15 protein-coding genes are annotated in these 20,357 nt (G+C 61.8%); 2 read left to right on the top strand and 13 right to left on the bottom strand.

Annotated elements, in window-relative coordinates:
- Positions 1-59: 59 nt before the first annotated feature.
- The 6 genes from FGQ67_RS05710 to FGQ67_RS05685 all read right to left on the bottom strand — a co-directional run bounded on the left by FGQ67_RS05710 (position 60) and on the right by FGQ67_RS05685 (position 8,384).
- Positions 60-1,265: a DUF362 domain-containing protein gene (locus tag FGQ67_RS05710; protein WP_138340537.1), complete on the bottom strand. Its 1,206-nt coding sequence runs from the start codon at positions 1,263-1,265 to the stop codon at positions 60-62.
- Between the two features lie 110 nt (positions 1,266-1,375).
- Positions 1,376-4,042 (bottom strand): ABC transporter permease, encoded by a 2,667-nt coding sequence (locus FGQ67_RS05705; RefSeq protein ID WP_138340536.1) that lies wholly within the window; start codon positions 4,040-4,042, stop codon positions 1,376-1,378.
- 8 nt (positions 4,043-4,050) lie between these two features.
- Positions 4,051-4,764: an ABC transporter ATP-binding protein gene (locus FGQ67_RS05700; protein ID WP_249934398.1), complete on the bottom strand. Its 714-nt coding sequence runs from the start codon at positions 4,762-4,764 to the stop codon at positions 4,051-4,053.
- A gap of 292 nt (positions 4,765-5,056) precedes the next feature.
- Complete coding sequence (locus tag FGQ67_RS05695) at positions 5,057-6,262, bottom strand: ABC transporter permease (protein ID WP_138340534.1); 1,206 nt, start codon at positions 6,260-6,262, stop codon at positions 5,057-5,059.
- Positions 6,249-7,436: an ABC transporter permease gene (locus FGQ67_RS05690; RefSeq protein ID WP_138340533.1), complete on the bottom strand. Its 1,188-nt coding sequence runs from the start codon at positions 7,434-7,436 to the stop codon at positions 6,249-6,251. The genes FGQ67_RS05695 and FGQ67_RS05690 overlap by 14 nt, the downstream gene beginning before the upstream one ends.
- A gap of 9 nt (positions 7,437-7,445) precedes the next feature.
- Complete coding sequence (locus FGQ67_RS05685) at positions 7,446-8,384, bottom strand: ABC transporter ATP-binding protein (protein ID WP_138340532.1); 939 nt, start codon at positions 8,382-8,384, stop codon at positions 7,446-7,448.
- A gap of 172 nt (positions 8,385-8,556) precedes the next feature.
- On the opposite strand from FGQ67_RS05685, the gene FGQ67_RS05680 reads away from it, so the two are divergent.
- A complete protein-coding gene (locus FGQ67_RS05680) occupies positions 8,557-9,729 on the top strand; it encodes a sensor histidine kinase (RefSeq protein WP_138340531.1) in 1,173 nt (390 codons plus the stop codon).
- Positions 9,726-10,355: a response regulator gene (locus FGQ67_RS05675; RefSeq protein ID WP_138340530.1), complete on the top strand. Its 630-nt coding sequence runs from the start codon at positions 9,726-9,728 to the stop codon at positions 10,353-10,355. The genes FGQ67_RS05680 and FGQ67_RS05675 overlap by 4 nt, the downstream gene beginning before the upstream one ends.
- Positions 10,356-11,157: 802 nt before the next feature.
- Here the strand turns inward: FGQ67_RS05675 and FGQ67_RS05670 are convergent.
- From FGQ67_RS05670 to bilR, 7 genes are all read right to left on the bottom strand, one after another.
- The gene (locus FGQ67_RS05670; RefSeq protein WP_138113720.1) at positions 11,158-11,499 is read right to left on the bottom strand and encodes a 4Fe-4S dicluster domain-containing protein; all 342 of its coding nucleotides are present in this window, start codon (positions 11,497-11,499) and stop codon (positions 11,158-11,160) included.
- Between the two features lie 7 nt (positions 11,500-11,506).
- Positions 11,507-12,595 (bottom strand): hydrogenase large subunit, encoded by a 1,089-nt coding sequence (locus FGQ67_RS05665; RefSeq protein WP_138340529.1) that lies wholly within the window; start codon positions 12,593-12,595, stop codon positions 11,507-11,509.
- A 5-nt stretch (positions 12,596-12,600) separates the two neighbouring features.
- Positions 12,601-13,317 carry an NADH-quinone oxidoreductase subunit C gene (locus tag FGQ67_RS05660; RefSeq protein WP_138340528.1) on the bottom strand — a complete coding sequence of 239 codons (717 nt, stop codon included), beginning with the start codon at positions 13,315-13,317 and terminating at the stop codon, positions 12,601-12,603.
- On the bottom strand, positions 13,317-13,925 hold the full coding sequence (locus FGQ67_RS05655) for an NADH-quinone oxidoreductase subunit B family protein (RefSeq protein ID WP_138340527.1): 609 nt from the start codon (positions 13,923-13,925) through the stop codon (positions 13,317-13,319). The genes FGQ67_RS05660 and FGQ67_RS05655 overlap by 1 nt, the downstream gene beginning before the upstream one ends.
- Positions 13,926-13,937: 12 nt before the next feature.
- Positions 13,938-16,820: a proton-conducting transporter transmembrane domain-containing protein gene (locus tag FGQ67_RS05650; protein ID WP_138340526.1), complete on the bottom strand. Its 2,883-nt coding sequence runs from the start codon at positions 16,818-16,820 to the stop codon at positions 13,938-13,940.
- Positions 16,821-17,001: 181 nt separating this feature from the next.
- The gene (locus FGQ67_RS05645; protein WP_006235758.1) at positions 17,002-17,397 is read right to left on the bottom strand and encodes a helix-turn-helix domain-containing protein; all 396 of its coding nucleotides are present in this window, start codon (positions 17,395-17,397) and stop codon (positions 17,002-17,004) included.
- A 447-nt stretch (positions 17,398-17,844) separates the two neighbouring features.
- A complete protein-coding gene (gene bilR / locus FGQ67_RS05640; protein WP_249934397.1) occupies positions 17,845-19,875 on the bottom strand; it encodes a bilirubin reductase, long form in 2,031 nt (676 codons plus the stop codon).
- Between the last annotated feature and the right edge of the window lie 482 nt (positions 19,876-20,357).

The following is a 20,357-nucleotide window of genomic DNA, read 5'->3' as shown; positions in this document are numbered from 1 at the left end:
TGGGCGGCTTTTGCTCAACTTACGCTACAAAGGCGCTTATTTTGTCCAATAGATAGGCGCTACTTAACCTCGATGAGCTCGTACTCGCTCGTGCCCAAGCCGATCTTCTCGGCATGCGCGATGCACACGCGCCAGTCGGTGTCGGGATGCGTAATGCAGAAGGGGTCGTGCGCCTGCTCGCCCTCCAGATGCTCGTGGTTATGCTCCATCTTGGCCGCGCTATCGGTGAGCTCGGTGTTGGGCAGCGGCTCGGACGCCATGACGGCATCGGCGCAGGCCTGGTCGATGGCGACCGGGTCGAAGCTCGCGAACATGCCGATGTCGTTGACGATAGGTGTGTCGTTTTCGGGATGGCAATCGCAGTTGGGGCTGATATCCATGGCGAGCGAGATATGGAAGCTCGGACGGCCGTCGACAACGGCCTTCGTATACTCGGCGATCTTACAGTTGAGCACGTCGGCCGCGGCCTCATAGCCGGGCTTGATGGCGTCCTGGTTGCACACGCCGATGCAGCGGCCGCAGCCCACGCAGCGATCGTGGTTGATGGCAGCCACGTGGACCGTGCGGGTGTTGCCGTTGGCAAGCTCGCGCTCGCGGGTGTCGTCGAACGAGATGGCGCTGTGCGCGCAGATCTTCTCGCAGGCACGGCAGCCAATGCAGTGCTCGGTCGCGACGTTCGGCTTGCCGGCGGCATGCTGCTCCATCTTGCCGGCACGGCTGCCGCCTCCCATGCCCAGGTTCTTCATGGCGCCGCCAAAACCGGCCTGCTCATGGCCCTTAAAGTGGGTGAGGCTGATCACGATATCGGCATCCATGAGCGCCTGACCGATCTTGGCCTCGTGTACGTACTCGCCGCCCTCGACCGGGACGAGCGCCTCGTCGGTGCCCTTGAGGCCGTCGGCGATGATGATCTGGCAGCCCGTGGCATACGGGGTAAAGCCGTTCTGGTAGGCGGTATCGATGTGCTCGAGCGCGTTTTTGCGGCTACCGACATAGAGCGTGTTGCAATCGGTGAGGAAGGGCTTGCCGCCCAGCTCCTTCACGACATCCGCGACGGCGCGGGCGTAGTTGGGGCGCAAAAAGCTCAGATTGCCCAGCTCGCCAAAGTGAATCTTGATGGCGACGAACTTGTTCTCAAAGTCGATCTGCTCAATTCCGGCGTGACGGATGAGGCGCTTGAGCTTGTCGAGCTGGCTCTCGCGAGCATGCGTGCGCAGGTTGGTGAAGTACACCTTAGCGGGTGCTGCGGGTGCAGTTGCGGTCATAGATCTATCCCCTCGGTCTATATGGCGTTACAGACATAAGAGGATGGTACCCGCTGAAGTAGGGTCAAAGTCAAGCGCGAAACCCAGTCGTTGGGGACGTTCTTAAATGACTACTCTTGGACTTTGAGGGCTTCGGCCAGACTGACGCGCTTGATGGAGCGCGTGTGTAGCAGCGCCACGACCAGGTAGGTCGCAAAGCCAATGCCGACACATGCGGCCATGGACCAAGCGGGCACGTAGATCTCGATATTGCCGTTGTAGGCGAGCAGCATCGAGCGGAAGATGGCCGTGAGCGAGCCAATAATGACCGGCAGGCTCAGCACGAGCGACGCCGCCACGCACAGCGTGATCGAGCGGATGTACAGATGCGAGATCTCGCTATCGCGATAGCCAAAGACTTTCATATAGCTAATCGAACGGGCGCTGTGGTCGATCACAGCCTTGGTCAGCAGATACATAAACAGCAGGAAGATAAACACCGCGAGGCCAACCATCATGCCGATCATTTTGCTCATCATGCCGATGAACTGGTCGCCCACGGCGCGCATGTCGTCGGGCGTGGTGTCGCCGGCAAAGTAACGAGCATCAAAGTCGAGCTTCTTGTCGCTCACGTAACCGTTAAAGTAGGCGGTGTCGTTGTCGAACAGCTCGTTGAAGTCGTCGATGCTCATGTAGATATTCATGTCCGACTTGGAGCCCCAGGCACAGTCCTTGCCCGCGTACTCAAGGGAATAATGCTCACCCTCGTACTTGTCGCGGAGCGCAACCTTTTGTCCCTCGTTCCAGCCAAACTTATCGAGCAGACCGCCGCCAAAGACGACGCGCCCATCGCCCACATCGAGGTCCTTCCAGTAGCGCGAATCGGGCGAGACGCCGTAAATGGAAATCGTCTCCTCGCCATTTCCATCGCCGCGGTCGTATTGCAGCTGGTAGACGGCATATTTCTCGGCCTGTGCGATTGTGCTCGCGCCGTTGTCGGTCGTATTGACCGGGTGGATATCGTCGTTGTCAGTGTCGATCTTAGAGGCCTTGTCGATCAGGCCGATGGCCTCATCGCGGTCGCAGCCGAGGGCATCGGCAAGATCGTCAAGGCGCGCGTAGAGCGCATCCTTCTTGTCCTGGACCTTGGCGAGCGCGTCCTGCGCCGCGGCCAGGCTCTCGGCAGACGGAGATGCGGTTGCAGCATCGGCTGCCGCCTGCGCCGCATCGGCCGCATCGTCAAGCTCGTCATCGGCATCCTGGGCGGCGGAAAGCAGCGCGCCGTCAACCGACTGCAAGCGCTCGAGTGCCGACCACTGCTCGCGCTCCTCGGCAGTTCCCTCGAGCTCCAGCGGCGCCTTGAGCGTGTACTGGTGCTCGGCGACCAGACTTGTCTCGAGGTTGTCCGCGTAGTGCGTCATCGTGGGCAGAATCGCCAGGCCAAAGAGCAGCAGCAGCGAGGCGAACGCAATGCCCACGAAGAGCGTGGCGAAGTTGCCCAGGTTGCGCAGGAAGATACGCAGGCGGAAGCGGGAAACAAAACCCATGCGCTCCGGCAGTTGCATACCACGCTTGGTACCCGACTTGCCGCTCGCTTCGTGACGAAGGAACCGCAACGGCGTCTTGCCCATTTTGCGAAGCAGACCCACCAGCGTGATGAGGATGAGCGCGACGGCGGGAACCACGGCGCACTTCACAAAGATCTCCCAGCTCCAGTACACCTGGAAGGGCGGCAGGCTGTACGACCCGTAATAGAGGCTGCGCATGGGCTCGGTAAAGAACACAACGCCGAGCGCAGTGCCCAAAAGCGCCGCGACCACGCCCACGATGGCGGGAAGTGCCAGGTAGTGCAGCACGATCTCGCGACGGCGATAACCGCTGGCGAGCAGCGTGCCGATGATGGCGCTCTCCTCCTCGATGGTGGCGTCAGTGAGCACCACAAAGACAAACGCCATGATCACGATGATGATGTCGAGCAACGTCATCCACATCATGGAGTCGCCGTCCACGTCGTCGCGCGCGTAGCCAATGCCCTGGTTGGAATCGGCGTCGATCAGATCGTCCACACGCGCATCGGCATCGGTCAGTGCCTCGACCATATCCTGCTCCGCATCGATGCGATCCGCGGTGGGGAGGTCGCGATCGGCAAAGGTGAAGGAGTAGGTGTAGGCAGGCGCGCCGCCGGCATCCTCGAGCGCGGCAAAGCCGGCGTCGGTAACCTCGGCAACACCATAGGTGACGGTGTTAATTGTAAAGTCGGAGTTGTTGAGGAACAGCGCCTGGCTATCGGGCTGTGTCATGATGCCGCAGATGGTGTAGGTGCGGCCCTCAAGCTCGACCTTATCGCCCACGGCGAGGTCGTTGTTGGTGGCGAAGACACGGTCGATGGCCACCTCATCGTCCGCCTTAGGCTGCCTACCTTCGCAGTAGGACGCGATATCGACCTTGGTGCGGTGCGCATAGGTGCGCAGCGTGCGCTTGGTGCCGTCGTCGCCGGCGGTCTTTTTGATGATGGCGTCGATGGAGAAATTCTTGTAGAGCGTGACGCCGCCGGCATCGTCAGCTGCGCCCTCGGCTGCTTTGAGTTGATTGTCGGTAGCCTCGAAGGAGGTGGTCACGCGGCCGTCTTCGATGATGTACTCGTCGCGCATGCCGTCGATGAGGCAGCCGATGGAGTGGGCCGCGAGCAAAAAGCCCGAGGTAAGGGCGATGCTTCCGCACATAAGCAAAAAGATGCCCAGGTACTTGCCGATATTACGGCGCAGCTCGCGCGGGAGACGTTTTGCGAGAGGTGTCATGGTGCCGCCTACCAATCGAGCTCGGCGGCCGCGACGGGCGACTCGTTGAGCTCATCCTCGACGATGCGCCCGTCGCGCAGGCGCAGCACGCGATTAGCCATGCGCGCGATGGCGGCGTTGTGCGTGACGATGATGATGGTGCAGCCGTAGGTGCGGTTGACACCCTCCATGAGCTGTAAGATTTCCTTGGACGTCTTGTAGTCAAGCGCGCCCGTGGGCTCGTCGCACAGCAGCAGGCCCGGGTTTTTGACGAGTGCGCGGCCGATGGCACAGCGCTGCTGCTGGCCGCCCGAGACCTGGCGCGGAAACTTGTTGCGGTGCTCGTAGAGGCCCAGCGAGCGCAGCAGGTCGTCGACATTGAGCGGGTTTTTGGACAGGTGCGCCGTGACCTCGATGTTCTCCTGGATGGTGAGATCGGGCACCAGGTTGTAGAACTGGAAGACAAAGCCCAGCTCGCGGCGGCGATACTCACCCAGGTCGGCGGGCTTGAGCACGGTAAGGTCGCAGCCGTCCACCATGATGGAGCCGGCGTCGGCATCCTCCAGGCCACCGATCAGGTTAAGAAACGTCGACTTGCCCGAGCCCGAGGGCCCTAGCATGACGCAGATCTCTCCGCGGTTGATGGACGTGTCGATGCCGTCGAGCACCGTCAGGCGTGCATCTCCATCGCCGTAGTGCTTTTTGAGCCCCTTGACCTGGACGTAGGCTTGCTTCGTCGCCATGCTATCCCCCATTGTTAGCCTTGTACTACTTTATGAGGGTAATAGTAAACCTTGGCGAACTATTTTTGGGCGAGAGCGGGGTTTTGTTTCAGACTAGTCATTGGGGACGTTCTTAAATGACTAGTCGCTGGGGACACTCTTTCGCCGCCCGGCAGTTGGGGACGTTCCTTTCCTACCGGCAGTTGGGGACAGTCCTTGGCAACCCGACCGGCAAGCCGGCGGTTCGGCAAAGACTGTCCCCGATGACTAGTCGTTTAAGTCTGTCCCCAATGAGTACCCAATGACTAGGTGGCTAGGCGCGGGATTTGTTGCGGGCGAGGGCCAGGCCTGCGGCGGCAATGGCGGCGGCGAAGAGCACGGTGACGCCCAGGTCGCAGGCGATGTCGCCCAACACGGCAGACGTCAGGTCCGAAGCGAGCGCCTTGCCGATCGCGTCGTTCACCCAATACGTCGGCACAAAGTGCGCCACCGTCTGCACGGCCGAGCCCATGAGCGACAACGGCATCCAAGCGCCGCCCAAAAACGTCATGAGCATGCCGAGCAGGTTGCCCATACCGTTGAGCAGCTCCTCACGCGCACCCAGGCTCGAAAGGGCAAAGCCAACGGCCAGAGGCGTGCACGCCAGGGCAAACGTCGGCGCCAGCGCCAGGCACACGCGACCCACGCCGACCTCGGCAACCGCGCCGGCAAAGCCCACGACGCCCATCATGCTCGACACAAACCAGATGCAGACGGTGAGCACTGCAGCAGCCGCGAACACGGCAAGCGAGCGCTGGCGCTCGGAGACCGGGCCGGCCTCCATGCGACGCACACGCTCGGGCTCGTTCATGCCCGAGAACACCAGTCCCACCGACACGATGACCGACGAGATGATCGCGTACGCGCCAAAGTTGAAGTACGACTCGAGCGTGGCGGCGGCAGTCGAGTCGACCTTGACCTGCTCGATCTGGACCTCCGCGCGCTTTGCAGCGGCATGCTCGGCGGCCTTGGCAACGTCGCCGTTAGAAGCAGCGGGCTCAAGCGCCGCCGCAGCGCCCGCGAGCGAGATCCAGCGCGAGGCCTCGGCAGACGAAAGCGCCGCCGCCATGGTGCCGGAACCGTAGGTCACGTCGAGCTTGGGCAGGGCCTCCCCCGCGCGGGCAGCCGCAACGAGGTCGTCCTCAAACTCCTCCGGGATAAAGAACACGCAGTCGGCGCTGCCCTTGGCGCTGTTGCTCTTGGAGAGCGCGTCCGCAAGGTCGTACGTATCGTCGCCGATGCCCGTGACCAGCTCAAAACGCGAACCCAGATGCTTGGTAAGCGCACGCGAAAGGTCGCTGTCGTCGCGGTCGACCACGATCACGTTGGCATCGTAGGGCTTGTACTCGGTGAGCTGCGACGAGTTCCAGCTCACCGATGCCGCGATGAATACGCCCATGAGCGAGATGAACACCGTATAGATGAGCAGGTAGAACGGGTGCGCCAGCGCCATGCGAAGCGCAGTCTTAAAGGTGCTCATAGCGGCTCCTTCCAAAGGTCAGCGTGGCGGCGGCAACGAACAGCAGCGCTATAAGGACCAGCGCGCCGGAGCGAACGACAAAGGGGCCCAGGTCCTCAAAGAAATACAGGCGGTTGAACATGTCGCAGATGAGCTTGACGGGGTTGAGCCAGCACTCGGCCGGGCAGGCGCGGGCGACGTCGTCGGCAAGTGCCATCGCCGGCTCGCCGTAGAGGCCGGCGAACAAGGCGCACGTGGTGGCAAAGCCCGTGAGGATGCCCGACTTGGACGCCTTGCCGCCCTTAACGGGAAGCGTGCCCACAAAGAGTCCCAGGCCCGTGGCGGCAAGCGCGGAAGCGGCACCGCCCACCAGACACAGCCCCTCGCGCCCGCCAAAGTCGACGCCCACGACCAGGCGCACGTAGCCGATCGCAATCGTCATCGAGGCGAAGGAGACCAGCCACGAGCCCACAAAGATACCGGCCAGCGACGCCGTCTTGGAAAGACCGCCCACACAGCGACGCGCACCAAGGCCCGACAGATTGGGCTGCAGATCGACAACGCTCAAGGCGGCAAACTCGGCAGACATCATCGCGACCAGGCCAAAAAGCGCGTAATAGTAGATGACCGTGCCGTCGGGCGTGGTGCGCGTCAGGCTTACGCGGCGGGTGCCGCCCTCGAGCGACAGGGCGCGCGCAACCGCCTCCGGGTCGGCGAGCGCCGCCGGGTTGTCTTGGGCAATCTGGGACATGAGCTCGGCATTTTGTGTATACGAGCTTGCCACCGTCTCAAGGATGCTGCGGTCGGTGAGCACCGACGAGGCGCGCGAGCTGTCATAACTCGAAAGCAGTGTGAGCTTGGGCGTGCCCGCGACATCAACCGTGTAAATGCCCGCGACCTCGCCGGACTTGAGCGCACGGCTCGCGGCGTCCACATCCTCGCACTCGTGAATCTCGAGCAGTTGTTCATCGCCTTCCTTGGCAAGCGACGTCGCCACGTCCTTAAAGGTCGAGGCGTCCCAAGCCTCGTCCGCCACGACGGCAACCGGCACCGGGTCGATCTTGCCGTCGGAGCTCAGATTCGCAAACATAAACATGAACATCGTGGAAAGCGCGATGGGAAAGAGAGCGCCCCAGACCCACGTACTCGGCCGGCGCAGCAGCGTCTTGACCGTGGTGATGATGGTGTTGAACATGGCCGCCCCCTAGTCGCGCAGCTCGCGGCCGGTGATCTCGAGGAACACGTCGTTGAGAGTCGGCGGTTCGGAATAAATGCGGCCGAGCGCCACGTCACGCGAGCGCAGCGCATCGAGAATGTCCGTCAGGTTATGCGGGCTCGCCTCGCACGAAAACGTGAGCTGGCCCGCCGTCGCCGACAGGTCCAGGACATGCGGCAGGCTCGCGACGGCACCGAGCGCCGCGCTCGGCACCTCGCCGACCTCGATCACGATCTTCTCGCCCATCTGAATCATGCGCTTGAGCTCGTCGTTGGTGCCCTGCGCCAGCACGCGTCCGCCGTCCATGATCATGATGCGGCTGCAGATCTGCTCGACTTCCTCCATATAATGGCTGGTATACACCACCGTGGCGCCCTCATCGCGCAGGCGGCAGATGCCCTCCAGGATGGCATTGCGGCTCTGTGGATCGACCGCCACCGTGGGCTCGTCAAAGAAGATGAGCTCGGGCTTGTGCGCGATACCGCAAGCGATGTTGAGGCGACGCGCCAGGCCGCCCGAGAGCTTGCCGGGGCGAAACTTGGTAAAGTCGCCCAGGCCGACAAAATCGATCGCCTCGTCCACCAGCGCGCGGCGGCGTTTGCGGTCGTTGACGTAGAGACTGCAGAAATAGTCGATGTTCTCGCGCACGGTGAGCTCATCGAACACCGCCACCTGTTGCGGCACCACGCCGATGCGGCGCTTGAGGTCGTAGCGGGCGGGCGTCATGGGCTCGCCGAACAGCTCGATGGTGCCCTTGTCGTAGGCGAGCAGCTGCAAAATGCAGTTGATGGACGTGGTCTTGCCCGAGCCGTTGGGGCCCAGCAGGCCAAAGATCTCGCCAGGGGCGATGCTCAGGTTAAAGTGGTCGAGCGCGATAAGATCGTCGTAGCGCTTGACGAGGTTTTCGACGTGGACGATATCTGTCATGAGGCGGCCCTTCTGTTGGTCGTAGCCCGGTACGATTGCATCATCGCAGGAGCGGGCGGCGCACACCAGTGAGCTTTGTCACGAGTGCGGGGCTTGGTCGCGCGGCCCGCCGGTGCCCCCCGCTTTGCCGCGTGGGAGGAATGTCACGGTTGCTCCGGGTGGCGCCTCCCCCATGCGCGGCATCGCGTACAATACCCGTATGAACAGGCTTTTCGACAAATCGATTGTGCTGGCGTGCTGTATTGCGACCGCCATGGGTCTTGCCGTGGACGCTCGTCTGGTTGTGGCGTTTTGCCTTGGCGTTATAGCCACCTCGGCGTCGGAAGTCGCACGAGAAGAACACGCCCATCGCGCGAGCGAGGCCGCGAGCTACGCCTACATCATCGCGGCCATCTTCGTGCCGTCATTTATGCCGTTCGCACCCCTTGCCTTCTATGACATCGCGCGACGCGTTCGCCGTGAACGAATCTGGCCCGCGCTGGCGATTGGCGCCGTGTTTGTCTGCGCGCTTGTCGCGGACCTTCGTGGCGGCGTGCTCACCACCCGAACGCTGCTGTTAACCGCCATCCTTTCGGTCGCCGCCACGTTGCTGTCGCTGCGCACCGCGCAGCTGGAGCGCGAACAGGAACGCATGCGTCGCACCCGCGACAAGCTGCAAGAACGCGCCCTGGCACTCGAGGCACGCAACCGCGACCTCGCCGACCGCCAGGACTACGAAGTCGAACTCGCGACGCTCGCCGAACGCGCCCGCATCGCGCGCGAGATCCACGATAACGTGGGCCACCAGCTCACGCGCGCTTCGCTTCAAACCGAAGCCCTGCGCGTGGTCCATGCCGACGAGCCCAGGGTTGCCGCCGATTTCGCCGACGTCAAACGCACGGTTGACGAGGCGCTCCAACTCGTGCGCGCCAGCGTTCACGCGCTCAACGACAATGCGACCAACCTCTCCGTGCAGCTCGAGCGCATCGTTGAAGGCGCATGCTCGGACAGCGGTCCGCAGATTGAGCTTGAGGTTTTGGCCGAGCATGCGCCCGCCAACGTCGCCAACTGCTTTGCGGCGGTGCTGCGCGAGGCGCTTTCCAACGCCATGCGCCACGCCCATGCCAAAACCATTACCGTGCGGTGCATGGAGCATCCGTCGTTTTACCAGCTCGTCGTTACCGACGATGGCGCGGGCGGGGTCCAAGCAAGCGGCCGCGGCGCTGCGGAGGGCATGGGGCTCGCCTCCATGCGCGAGCGCATCGAGGCGCTTGGCGGCGCCTTCACCGCCGGCCCGCGTGCCAGCGCCGGCGGATGGCGCGTGTTTGCCACCGTCCCCAAACAGCAAGGAGATGACGCCCGATGAGGCTCATAGTTGTCGACGACGACCGCTTGGTGGTCGATTCGCTCAAGATTATCCTGGGCGCCCAGACGCAGATCGAGGTGGTGGGTACCGGCGCCAACGGCAACGACGCGGTTTCGCTCTATGCCGAACACGCACCCGATATCGCGCTGCTCGACATTCAGATGCCGGGACGCGACGGCCTATCGGCGGCGCACGAGATTCTTGAGCGCGACCCTTCGGCGCGCATGGTGTTTCTGACGACATTCTCGGATGACGAGTACATAGTGTCGGCGCTCAAGCTGGGCGCCCGCGGCTACCTGATTAAAACCGATGTCGCCGCCATTCCACCGGCGTTGGCACAGGTCATGGACGGTAAACGCGTGCTCGAGGGCAAGGCGATCGAGGATATCGACTTTGATGGGGCGGGCGTCGAAGCGGGCACGCCCCGCCGGCCCGCGGCCTTTGCCGGCCTGACCGACCGCGAGTTCGAAGTCGCCGAGCTCATCGCCCGCGGCCTCGATAACAAGGAGATTGCCGCCACCGCCTATATGGGCGAAGGCACCGTACGCAACCACATCAGCTCGATCCTTGCCAAAATGGGCCTACGCAACCGCACGCAGATCGCCATCGCCTACCTGCGAGGGTAATTACCCAACGGCCAACCGCTCCGACAGAGCAAAATAGCTGTTATCGATTTAATGCCATTTCAAAACTATGCCGGTTTACGGGGCTAAGCTCAGGGCCCCCATCCATACCCGCGTTTTCCGTAAAATGACGGCTTGTCTACCTGCGGTTTTATTTTCACGGATATCGGCATGGTTGGGAGCGCATGACTTAGCCCCGTAAACCGGCATAGTTTTGTCCGAGCGGCTCTGCACGAGCGCCTCCGCAAGCCTCGCGGGACCAAAATGATCCGTTTTCCTCCGTCCCCAAGGAATCACCCGGAACCGCTCGCCACGAAACCTGCCCATCTACTACGTTTGACTCGATACCCTTGACCATACCCCCGTTTTCCAGAAAATCGCAGGCGTTCTACCTGCGGTTTTCTTTTCGCATTTTTTGCCGTGGTTGAGGGCCACCGCCCAAACGTCGTAGTAGATAGGCCCATTTCATGGCGAACGGGCCACACGGATGTCCTCGCGAGGCCAAAATGATCCGTTTCCCTCTGTCCACGGGAGATCAAGTGATGTTACGAATATGGTGTCATTTCAAAACTATGCCGGTTTACTACGATAAAAACGAGATTCCCGACCACGCGTGATTTTTTCGCAAAACTACAAGCCGTCTACCTGCGGTTTTGATTTTGCCAAATGCGGTGTGGTTGGAGGTGGGCGATTTATCGTAGTAATCCGGCATAGTTTTGTTCGCGACGGCACAACCGCGCGTTTAAGCGCGGGGCCGGTGGGGCATTTTTGCCCCACCGGCCCCTATCCCAGCTCTATTCCGGCGTTACTCCGGCTTGGTTTCTACCGTGGGAGTCTTATCCGCCGCAACTGGAGTACGGGCGGTGTCCATAGTCAGGCAGTGCTTGGGGCAGCTCTCGATGCACTCGCCACACACCACGCAGGCGTACGGGTCGATCGACCAGGTACCGCCCTTGCGATCGACCGCGAGCGCGCCCGCCGGGCAGCGGCGCGCGCACATGCCGCAGCAGATGCACACGTCCATGTCGTTGACGATATGCCCGCGCAAGCGCTCGGGTGCCGTCAGCTTCTCCTGCGGATAGCGCACCGTGACCGGCTGCTTGACCATAGAACCTAAGGCCGTCTTGGCAAATGTCAGTAAACTCATGCCGCGCCTACCTTTCCGTGCAGCTAATGCAGGGGTCGATGGTCAGGATAATCATGGGCACGTTGGCAAGGAGCACGCCCTGCAGCGCATGTGTCAGACCCGCCAGGTTCTGCGACGTCGGCGTGCGCACGCGGAAGCGGTCCAGGTTCTTGGTGCCGTTACCGCGCACATAGTAATACGCCTCGCCGCGCGGCTGCTCAATCACAACCTCGCCGCGTGCGCCGTCGGCCGGCGTGAGCTTGGTGCGCCCGCCGATCCCGTCGTGCGGAATCTTGCCCACAAGCTCCTTAATGATGTCCATGGCCTGCGTGACCTCGGCACAGCGTACCTGACAGCGGGCATAGCAATCGCCATCGGTAGCAACGATGGGCTCAAACGCAGCCAGATCCGCATAGGCACCGTCGTCAAACATGCGCACGTCGTAATCCACGCCCGATGCGCGCCCAAACGGACCGACCATCGAAAGCTCCAGCGCATCTTTCTTGCTGATCACACCCACGCCATGCAAGCGCTCGCCGCAGCTGTCATCGTCCAAAAACGTATGCACCAGGGCCTCGTAGTCGGGACGCATGGCATCGAGCGTCTGGACAATTCCGGCCAGCTCGGAGTCCTCGATATCGTGCTTCAGGCCGCCGATCTCGTTAATCGACAGAATCACGCGACCGCCGCAAGTGCTCTCGAAGATCTTGAGAATCTGCTCGCGCAGGGTCCACGAACGATAGAACAACGCCTCGAAACCAAAGGCGTCGGCAAGCAGGCCCAGCCACAGCAGGTGCGAGTGAATGCGCGAAAGCTCGTGCAAAATGGTGCGGATATACTGCACGCGGCCGGGCACCTCGATGTCGAGCATGCGCTCGCAGGCGCTGGCATAGCCATAGCTGTGACCCACGGCGCAAATGCCGCAGATGCGCTCGGCGATGTAGCCAAACTGGTGCATATCACGCTTTTCGGTGAGCTTCTCGAGTCCGCGGTGCACAAAGCCGATCTGCGGAATTGCCTCGATGACGCGGTCGTCCTCGATCACCAGGTCCAGATGAAGCGGCTCGGGCAGCACCGGGTGCTGCGGGCCAAACGGAATAACGGAGCGATGTGCCATGGACCTTACGCCTCCTTTTTCTGCTTGTCGCGGGCGGCCTTAGCGGCAAGCGCCGCGCGGACCTTGGCCGCTTTCTCGGGATCCATGGCGGCGAGCTTTGCCTCCATCTCGGCAGCCTTGAGCGCGGCCTTCGCAGCGGCCTCATCGTGCTGAGCATCGGAGCCGGCAGCCGCAGCGGGCTGAGCAGCGGCGCCCGCGGCGTCGCCAGCGCCCGCAGTGCCCTCCCCCGCAGCGGCCGTGGCAGTAGCAGCCTTCTCGGCCGCGGCCTTGCGCGCCTTGGCCTCGGCAGCGGCACGGACCTTCATGGCTTTCTCGCGCGCGGCCTTCACCTCGGGCGTGATAACGCTCATGGGCTCGGCAGTCGAGACCTGGTAGAAAAAGCCCTTAAAGTCAATCTGCATATCGGTGATGACAAGACCAAACAGGTCGTGCGCCTCGTTCTCAAACGGGAATACCGCCGGATAGTACGAGCTGATGGACGGAATCTCCTGGTACTGGTCGATGCCCTCGACCACCAGGTTCTCAATCGCATAGCTGCCGTCCCGCGCAATATGCTCCTGAGCAGCACGAACGTTGATAAACGTATAGACCAGGCGATACGAGCCGTCGTCGACGTTGCGCTCGGCGTGCATTTGCACAAAGCGCGCGCCGACGCCCTTGAGCGCCTGGACATGCGACAGGAGCTCGTCGATCCCGACGGTAGTATAGATAGCCTTTTGCATTACTCGGCCTCCTTTGCAGAGGTGGGCTTCTCAGCAGGCGCGTCGCCAGCGGCGGGCTCCCCGGCAGGCACGTCACCGGCATCATCAGTCCCGGCCACCGCAGCCACAAACCCGTCCTCGCCCAGCTCAACGCCACCGTCCCAGGTTGCGGCGCCGCCCACGGTAAGCGGGTCGCCGCCGGCGCGCATCACGGCCTCCTTCTGGTCCAGGATGCCACACGCCTCCACGATGGCATCGATCACCGTCTCGGGGCGAATGGCGCACCCGGGCGCGTACACGTCCACGGGAATCGCGCGGTCCACGCCGCCGATCACGTTATAGGCATCGCGGAATACGCCGCCCGAACACGCGCAGATACCGCAGGCCACCACGCACTTGGGCTCGAGCATCTGGTTGTAGATCTGGCGCACGACGGGCAGGTTCTGGGCATTGACCGACCCCGTCACCAAAAAGATATCCGCATGCTTGGGGTTGCCGGTGTTGACCACGCCAAAGCGCTCCGCATCGAACAGCGGCGTGAGCGAGGCCAGCACCTCGATATCGCATCCGTTGCAGCTCGAGCCGTCGTAATGAATAACCCACGGCGAGCGCGACATTTTATGATCCATGGATGCCGCCTCCTAAATAAATACGTCGACGAGGATGGGCATAAGGTTGAGCAGGCCAAACACCAGCGCCACGCCCCAGCCGAGCTTAACGCAGCTGCGCCAGGTGCTACGGGCGAAGGTGTTGTCGATCAGGACCTCGACAAAATACGTCGCGGCCATCACGACCAGGGCTACAACCCAGCTCACGGGGTTGTCCCAGACAAAGAACATGCCCACCCACATCAAAAACAGCACGGTCTCGCACCAGTGCATAAGGGTCATCTTGGCCAGCGTGCCGCCGCTCATCTCGGTGGCGACGCCCTGGACGATCTCCTGATGCGCATGATGCGAGTACGAAAGGTCAAACGGCGACTTGCGCAGCTTGATGGTAAGCACCGCGAGCAACGCGAGGAAAATGGGCGCGCTGTGCACGATGATGGGGACCGACTGCCCCGTCACGGCGATGGAATCAAAGCTGTCGGTGGCAAGGTACAGGCCCACGCTCATCAGCAAAACGGCGGGCTCGTAACTCATAACCTGCAGTAACTCACGATCGGCGCCAACCTGGGCAAACGGGCTTTGCGTCGAGGCGGACGCCAGCACCACAAAGATCGCGGCGAGCGTCACCATAAAAGCGCACAGTAGCGTGTTAGAGCCCGACACAAAGATGCCGCCGCCCACCACGGTAAAGATGAGCGCGCACGCCATATAGGTATCGTCCATGGTGTTTACGCTGGCGGGGGCCTTGCGCAGCAGCTTGGCAACGTCGTAGAAGGGCTGCAGCAGGCGCGGGCCCACGCGGCCCTGCATGCGGGCGGACAGCTTGCGGTCGATGCCGTCGATCAGGCCGCCCACAAGCGGCGCCAGTAAGGCAAATGCCACGGTGCCAATAAAAATGCCCACGACGCCCGAACCTTCAAAATACTTGCCGCGCAGCACCGAGGGCGCACTCATGGCAAGTCGCTCGGGCCCAATCCACGCGCAACACAGCAGCGCAAACAAGATAATGCTGCAGCACACGACGCTACCCGCGGGGCCAATACGCTTCTCGCCAAGGGCGTCCTCCGAGTACCAATTGCGCTTTTCGGCCTTCACCTCGTGTCCCATCGAGCCGCGGAAATGGCGATATTTGTCGGTCCCCACGCCCGAAAGGTACACGTTGACGTGCGGTTTGTTGCTCACGCGGAATGAAGTCAGCAGCACCACGGCGATAAACGCCACGATAACCACCATCAGGTACATGGCGTCCTTGCCAATAACGTACGGCACGCGGCCAAACACCATGGCCAAGTAAGGCGACACCAGACCGCTCGAGATAACCGGGAACGCCACGCAGCACAGAATCAGCAGCGCGGCGATGGTGTTGAGGGCCATCCATTCGGTCTTATGGACATTGACCTCAACGTTTTGAGCCGTGGGGTCGACACCCGAAAGCTTGGCAAGCCACTTGCCCCAGAAGAAGAACGTCGCGGCCGAGCCAAAGGCCAGCACCATGATCATGAGCACGTTGCCAGTCTGCGCGAACGCCACCAGGGCGCCCCACTTGGACACGAGCATGCCAAACGGCGCCACAAACATGCCCATGATGCCCAGCATCATCAGACGCGTCAGGTGCGGCATGCGGCTGAACATACCGTCCATGTCCTCGATATCGCGGCTGCCGATATGATGCTCGGCCGTGCCCACGCACAGGAACAGCAGCGACTTTGCCACCGTGTGGAACAGGATCAGAAAGATGGCCGCCCATACGGCCTCGGGCGCGCCGACACCCAGGCAGGCACTGATGAGGCCCAAGTTGGAAATGGTGGAGTACGCGAGCACGCGTTTGGCGTTGCTCTGCGAGATGGCCATGAGGGCAGCAAGCAAAAACGTGATGGCGCCCACACTCGTGACCATAAAGCCGGTTACGGGATAGATAGCATAGAGCGGGCTCAGCTTGACCATTAGGAACACGCCGGCTTTAACCATGGTTGACGAGTGCAGCAGGGCGCTCGTGGGAGTGGGGGCAACCATAGCACCCAACAGCCACGTGTGGAACGGCATCTGTGCGGCCTTGGTGAGTGCGGCGAGCGACAACAGGATGATCGGCATCACCAGCAGTGCGGATTGCGCGGTACCGGCGCCGGAAAGCTCGATCATGCCCGAGATGGTCAGCGGCATGCCGTTAACGTGCAAGAACATAAGGCCCGCCAAAAACGCGATACCGCCCAGCATGTTAAGGATGATCTGGGTGAAAGCGTTCTTGATGGCCTCGGGCGTGCGCGTGTAGCCAATCATAAGGAACGAGCACACGGTGGTGATTTCCCAGCCGCAGAACAGCCACTCAAGGTTGTCGCTCGTCACGATGACGAACATGGCCGAGAGGAACAGGAACATAAGCGCCAGGAACTGCGGGCGACGGTCGGGCGCGGTCTGCCCGCGCAGTGCGGCCTCGTGCTCGTCGTGGGCCTGGAAGTCCTTCATATAACCCAAGGCATACACGCAGATGAGGCTGCCAACAATGCCGACGGCGAGGACCATGATCACGCTCATGTAGTCCAGGTAGAGCGGCGTCGCCGTGACGGCTTCGACCGCGGGCAGCGTCATGGCTGCAAAGGCGAACGAGCCCACCAGCTGGACTATGCCGAGCACCATGGCGAGCGCGTTCCTATATTTGTACGCGTTGTACAGGATTACGGCGCACAGGATGACGTCGATGACGGAGCTGATGATCGAGAGCACATGCGAGGTGCCGGAGGCAACCTCAAAGCTCTGCGGACCCATGCCAAAAAACATGACGGCGACTACAACTGTCACCGCCATAATAATGCCGGAGCCTATGAGCCCCACCGCATCGCGGGCGCGGTCACCGCGCGCGAGCAGCATGCCCAGCGCCGGTACCAGCGGAAACAGGGTAAGGAAATACAGTAGCGTCATACCATCACTCCCCCATGCAAAAACGCTGCAATTGTTTAACGTTATAGCTCAATTGAGGAGTAGCGGCGACAGGTTTTCGGTCAACTGGGGAGTTTTAGGCGTACGAGGCAAGGAGCCTGTCCGCATTGGAGTAGAGGGGCGGCAAGAAAAATGCGCCCCTGTGGGCGCACCATCCCGTTTGCTATTCCGCCTTTTTAACGCGCGGCTTGCGACCGCGCGGCTTATCGACCAGTGCGGACTCACCGCTCTCACGGTACTGACGGCACCAAGCCTTGACCGAAGACTCGCTGGGAATCTTGTGCTTGATCATGGCCTCGCGAACCGTCAAGCCGTTTTCCAGACGGTCCTTAACCACAGCGAGCTTTACGTCGTACGAATAGGTGTGATGATGCGAACCGGCATTGAGAACGGCGTCGGCACCGCCCACGGCATACGCGCGGGCCCACTGACGAGCCGTGGCCTGGGGAATGCCAAGCTCCGCAGCGAGGGCGCGATGACCGACCCCCTCTTGGAGGATCTCGACGGCGCGCTGCCTAACCTCGGGCGCATGCGTGCGAGTCCTAGTTGCTTCCGACATACCTGCCACTTCTTAGCCTTAACCGTTAATCTGCCTTCTTACGTGCAAGTTAGATAGTAGCATTTTACTGTTTGCTCAAAGCAGTTAATTAAAATAGACGCGGCGTTATCTGGGCATTTGGCACCAAATTACGACATTTCTTTATCGATTATTTACGCTGGTAGCTGACTCACGGCTAATCGTCATTCGCTTGTCAACAAAATTGGCATCTCTTTATGTCCTTTGGTATAGAGGATATGGTTATTAACCCCTCCCCCAATAATTTTGAGTGATCTGCGAGGCAGTAGACGTCCTCACTCCTCATGATTACCGCGCATTGCCATCCACCGGAGCAAAACAAAAAGGGCGAGACCTGCGCGCTTGCAGGCCCCGCACCGGTTGACATCCGACGGGACACAGCCGGGCGAGACGGATCCGTGCTACCGCCCCGCCTGGCCGCGAAGTTAACTACAGCTCGTTGGCCGCGTGATATGCCGTGCGAATGGCGCTCGCGATGTCGGCGGTGCGCTCGCCCGAGCAGTCTCCCACGCAGGTCACGGGCACCGTCACGCCATCCAGGTCAAACGCGTTGGCCTTGGAGCCCACGGCCATCACCACGTAATCGCAGGCGATCTTTACCGGCTCCTCGGCGCCGTCCTCGGTAGTGCGAATGGCCTCCACGCCCTCGTCGGTAATGGCGGTCAGGCGGGTCTTCACGTGCTGCTCCACGTTGTGCTCTGCAAAGTCGCTCATAATCAGCGGCAGAATGGTCTCGGACTCGCCCGCGGCAATCTTGTCGAGCATCTCGACAATCGCCACCTCGCAGCCGCGCTGCAGCAGGTACTCGGCAGTCTCGGTGCCCACCAGGCCACCGCCAATGACGGCGACGCGGCCCGTAAGCTCCACCTTGCCGGCCAGCACGTCCCAGCTCGAGACGACCTTGTCCGAGTCGGCACCCGGAACGGGGATGACCACGTCGTGCGCGCCCACGGCAACAATCGCAGCGTCGGCGGCGTTGAGGTCCTCAGCGGTAGCGGCATGGCTGAGCTCAACCTTCACGCCCAGGCCGGGCAGAATCTTCTCGTAGTACTCAACCGAGCGCATGATCTCGTCCTTGCGCGGAGGCGCAGCCGCCAGCACAATCTGGCCACCCAGATGATCGCTCGCCTCGTAAACGGTCACGTCGTAGCCGCGCTTGGCCGCCACGCGTGCGGCCTCTAGGCCGGCGATGCCGCCGCCCACCACGGCGATCTTCTTGTCGCCCTCGCCCGGCTTAATGGCTATGGTCGCCTCGTCGCCGTTCTCGGCATTGAGCACGCACGAGATGTACCTGCGATTTTGAATCGCATCGACGCAGCCCTTGTTGCAGTTGAGGCACTCGCGAACGGGCTCGCCCGTGGCGGCCTTCAGCGCAATGTCGGGGTCGCACATGAGCGAGCGGCCGTAGGCGATGATGTCGGCCGCGCCGTCTTCCAGAATCTTCTCGCCGGCCTCGACCGAGACAACACGGCCGACGGTTGCCACCGGCACGGAAACCAGGGCCTTGACGCGCTCGGCCACGGGCAGCGTCCAGTTGTAGGGCATGGCGCCCATGGGCGGAATGGTGTCTCCCATGTTGCCGGTGTGGTTGGCCTGCGCGACCTGGATCATGTCGATGCCCGCGCCCTCGAGCAGCTTGGCAAACTCGCAGGCCTCGTCGGGCTGCAGGCCACCCTTGCCGCGCGGCGTGCCGTCGGGGTTCTCCATGATCACGGGGAGCTTGTACTCCACCATCAGCTGCGGCGCGGCTTCCTTAATGGCAGCGACGACCTCCAGCGCGTAGCGAACGCGGTTCTCGAACGAGCCGCCGTACTCGTCGGTGCGCTGGTTGAGGATGGCCGAGCACAGCGAACCTACCAGGCGGTCGCCGTGGACCTCGATGGCATCGATCCCGGCCTGCTGCGCGCGAGCGGCCGAGGCGGCGATAGCCTCCTTGATCTGGGTGAGCTGCTCCACACTCGCCTCGTTCACAAAGTGCTGCATGTCGTGGTGCAGCTTGGCGTAGGCCTGGTTGCGGATCTCGTTGGACTCGGCCATCTTGGCGGCAAAGGTCTCCTCGTCGCCGGCGGCCTTGGCCTCCTGCGCGGCCTTGGCGGCGGCCATGGATCCCATGACCATGCGGCCGACACCGGGCACGTCGTACTCGGGGTGGAACAGCTGCAGCGCGACCTTGGCGCCGTGCTTGTGGACGGCATCGGCCAGGGCCTTAAACGTGGGGATTTGGGCGTCGGTCGCCAGCTTGGGCGTGGGGCTTGCGGTCATGACGGGAGCAACGTCGCCGATGACGATGTAACTCACGCCGCCACGGGCCAAGCGCTCGTAAAAAGCCAGGCTGCGCTCGCCAATGGAGCCGTCACGCTCCTCGTAGCCGGTGGTCAGCGGCGGAAACATAATGCGGTTCTTGAGCTCAAGGGGGCCAACCGTAATGGGCTGGAGCAGCTTGGATGCAGGTGTGGTCATGGACATTCCTCTCTTGTAGGCGCGGCGGCGATGATGCCGCGTAGTTGTCTAGAGGATATGGCATGGGAGCACGGCGGCACAACGGAAATCGGCGAATATCAGGTGGCGGCAGGTGGATGGGGCGAGGCGGCCCGTCGGTTTGTCTCAATCTGTAACAGTTACGCGACAAAACCGGGTCTTACTGTTACAGATCGAGACAAACCAAACCCGCCTGCTAAAAAATCTCAATCTATAACAACAACTCGGCAAAATCCGTCCCTCGTGTTACAGATTTAGACAAACGAAGACCGTCCTGCCGAAACATCTCGATCTGTAACACTTAGCCGCCCAAATCGGGTCTAGATGTTACAGATCGAGATTTTGTTTAAGAAGCCGAGAATTGGACCGAAAACACAGTCCCGGGATAATCAGAACCACCCTTAAAAAGGGTGGTTTGCTCTTAGGGTATAACCCACGGGCCCCGGGCTCGCGTCTAAAGGCGC

This window comes from Collinsella aerofaciens, assembly GCF_005845035.1.
GTDB classification, from domain to species: Bacteria; Actinomycetota; Coriobacteriia; order Coriobacteriales; family Coriobacteriaceae; genus Collinsella; species Collinsella aerofaciens_I.
Note: the sequence above shows the minus strand (reverse complement) of the source record. Positions and strands in the feature narration are given on the sequence as shown.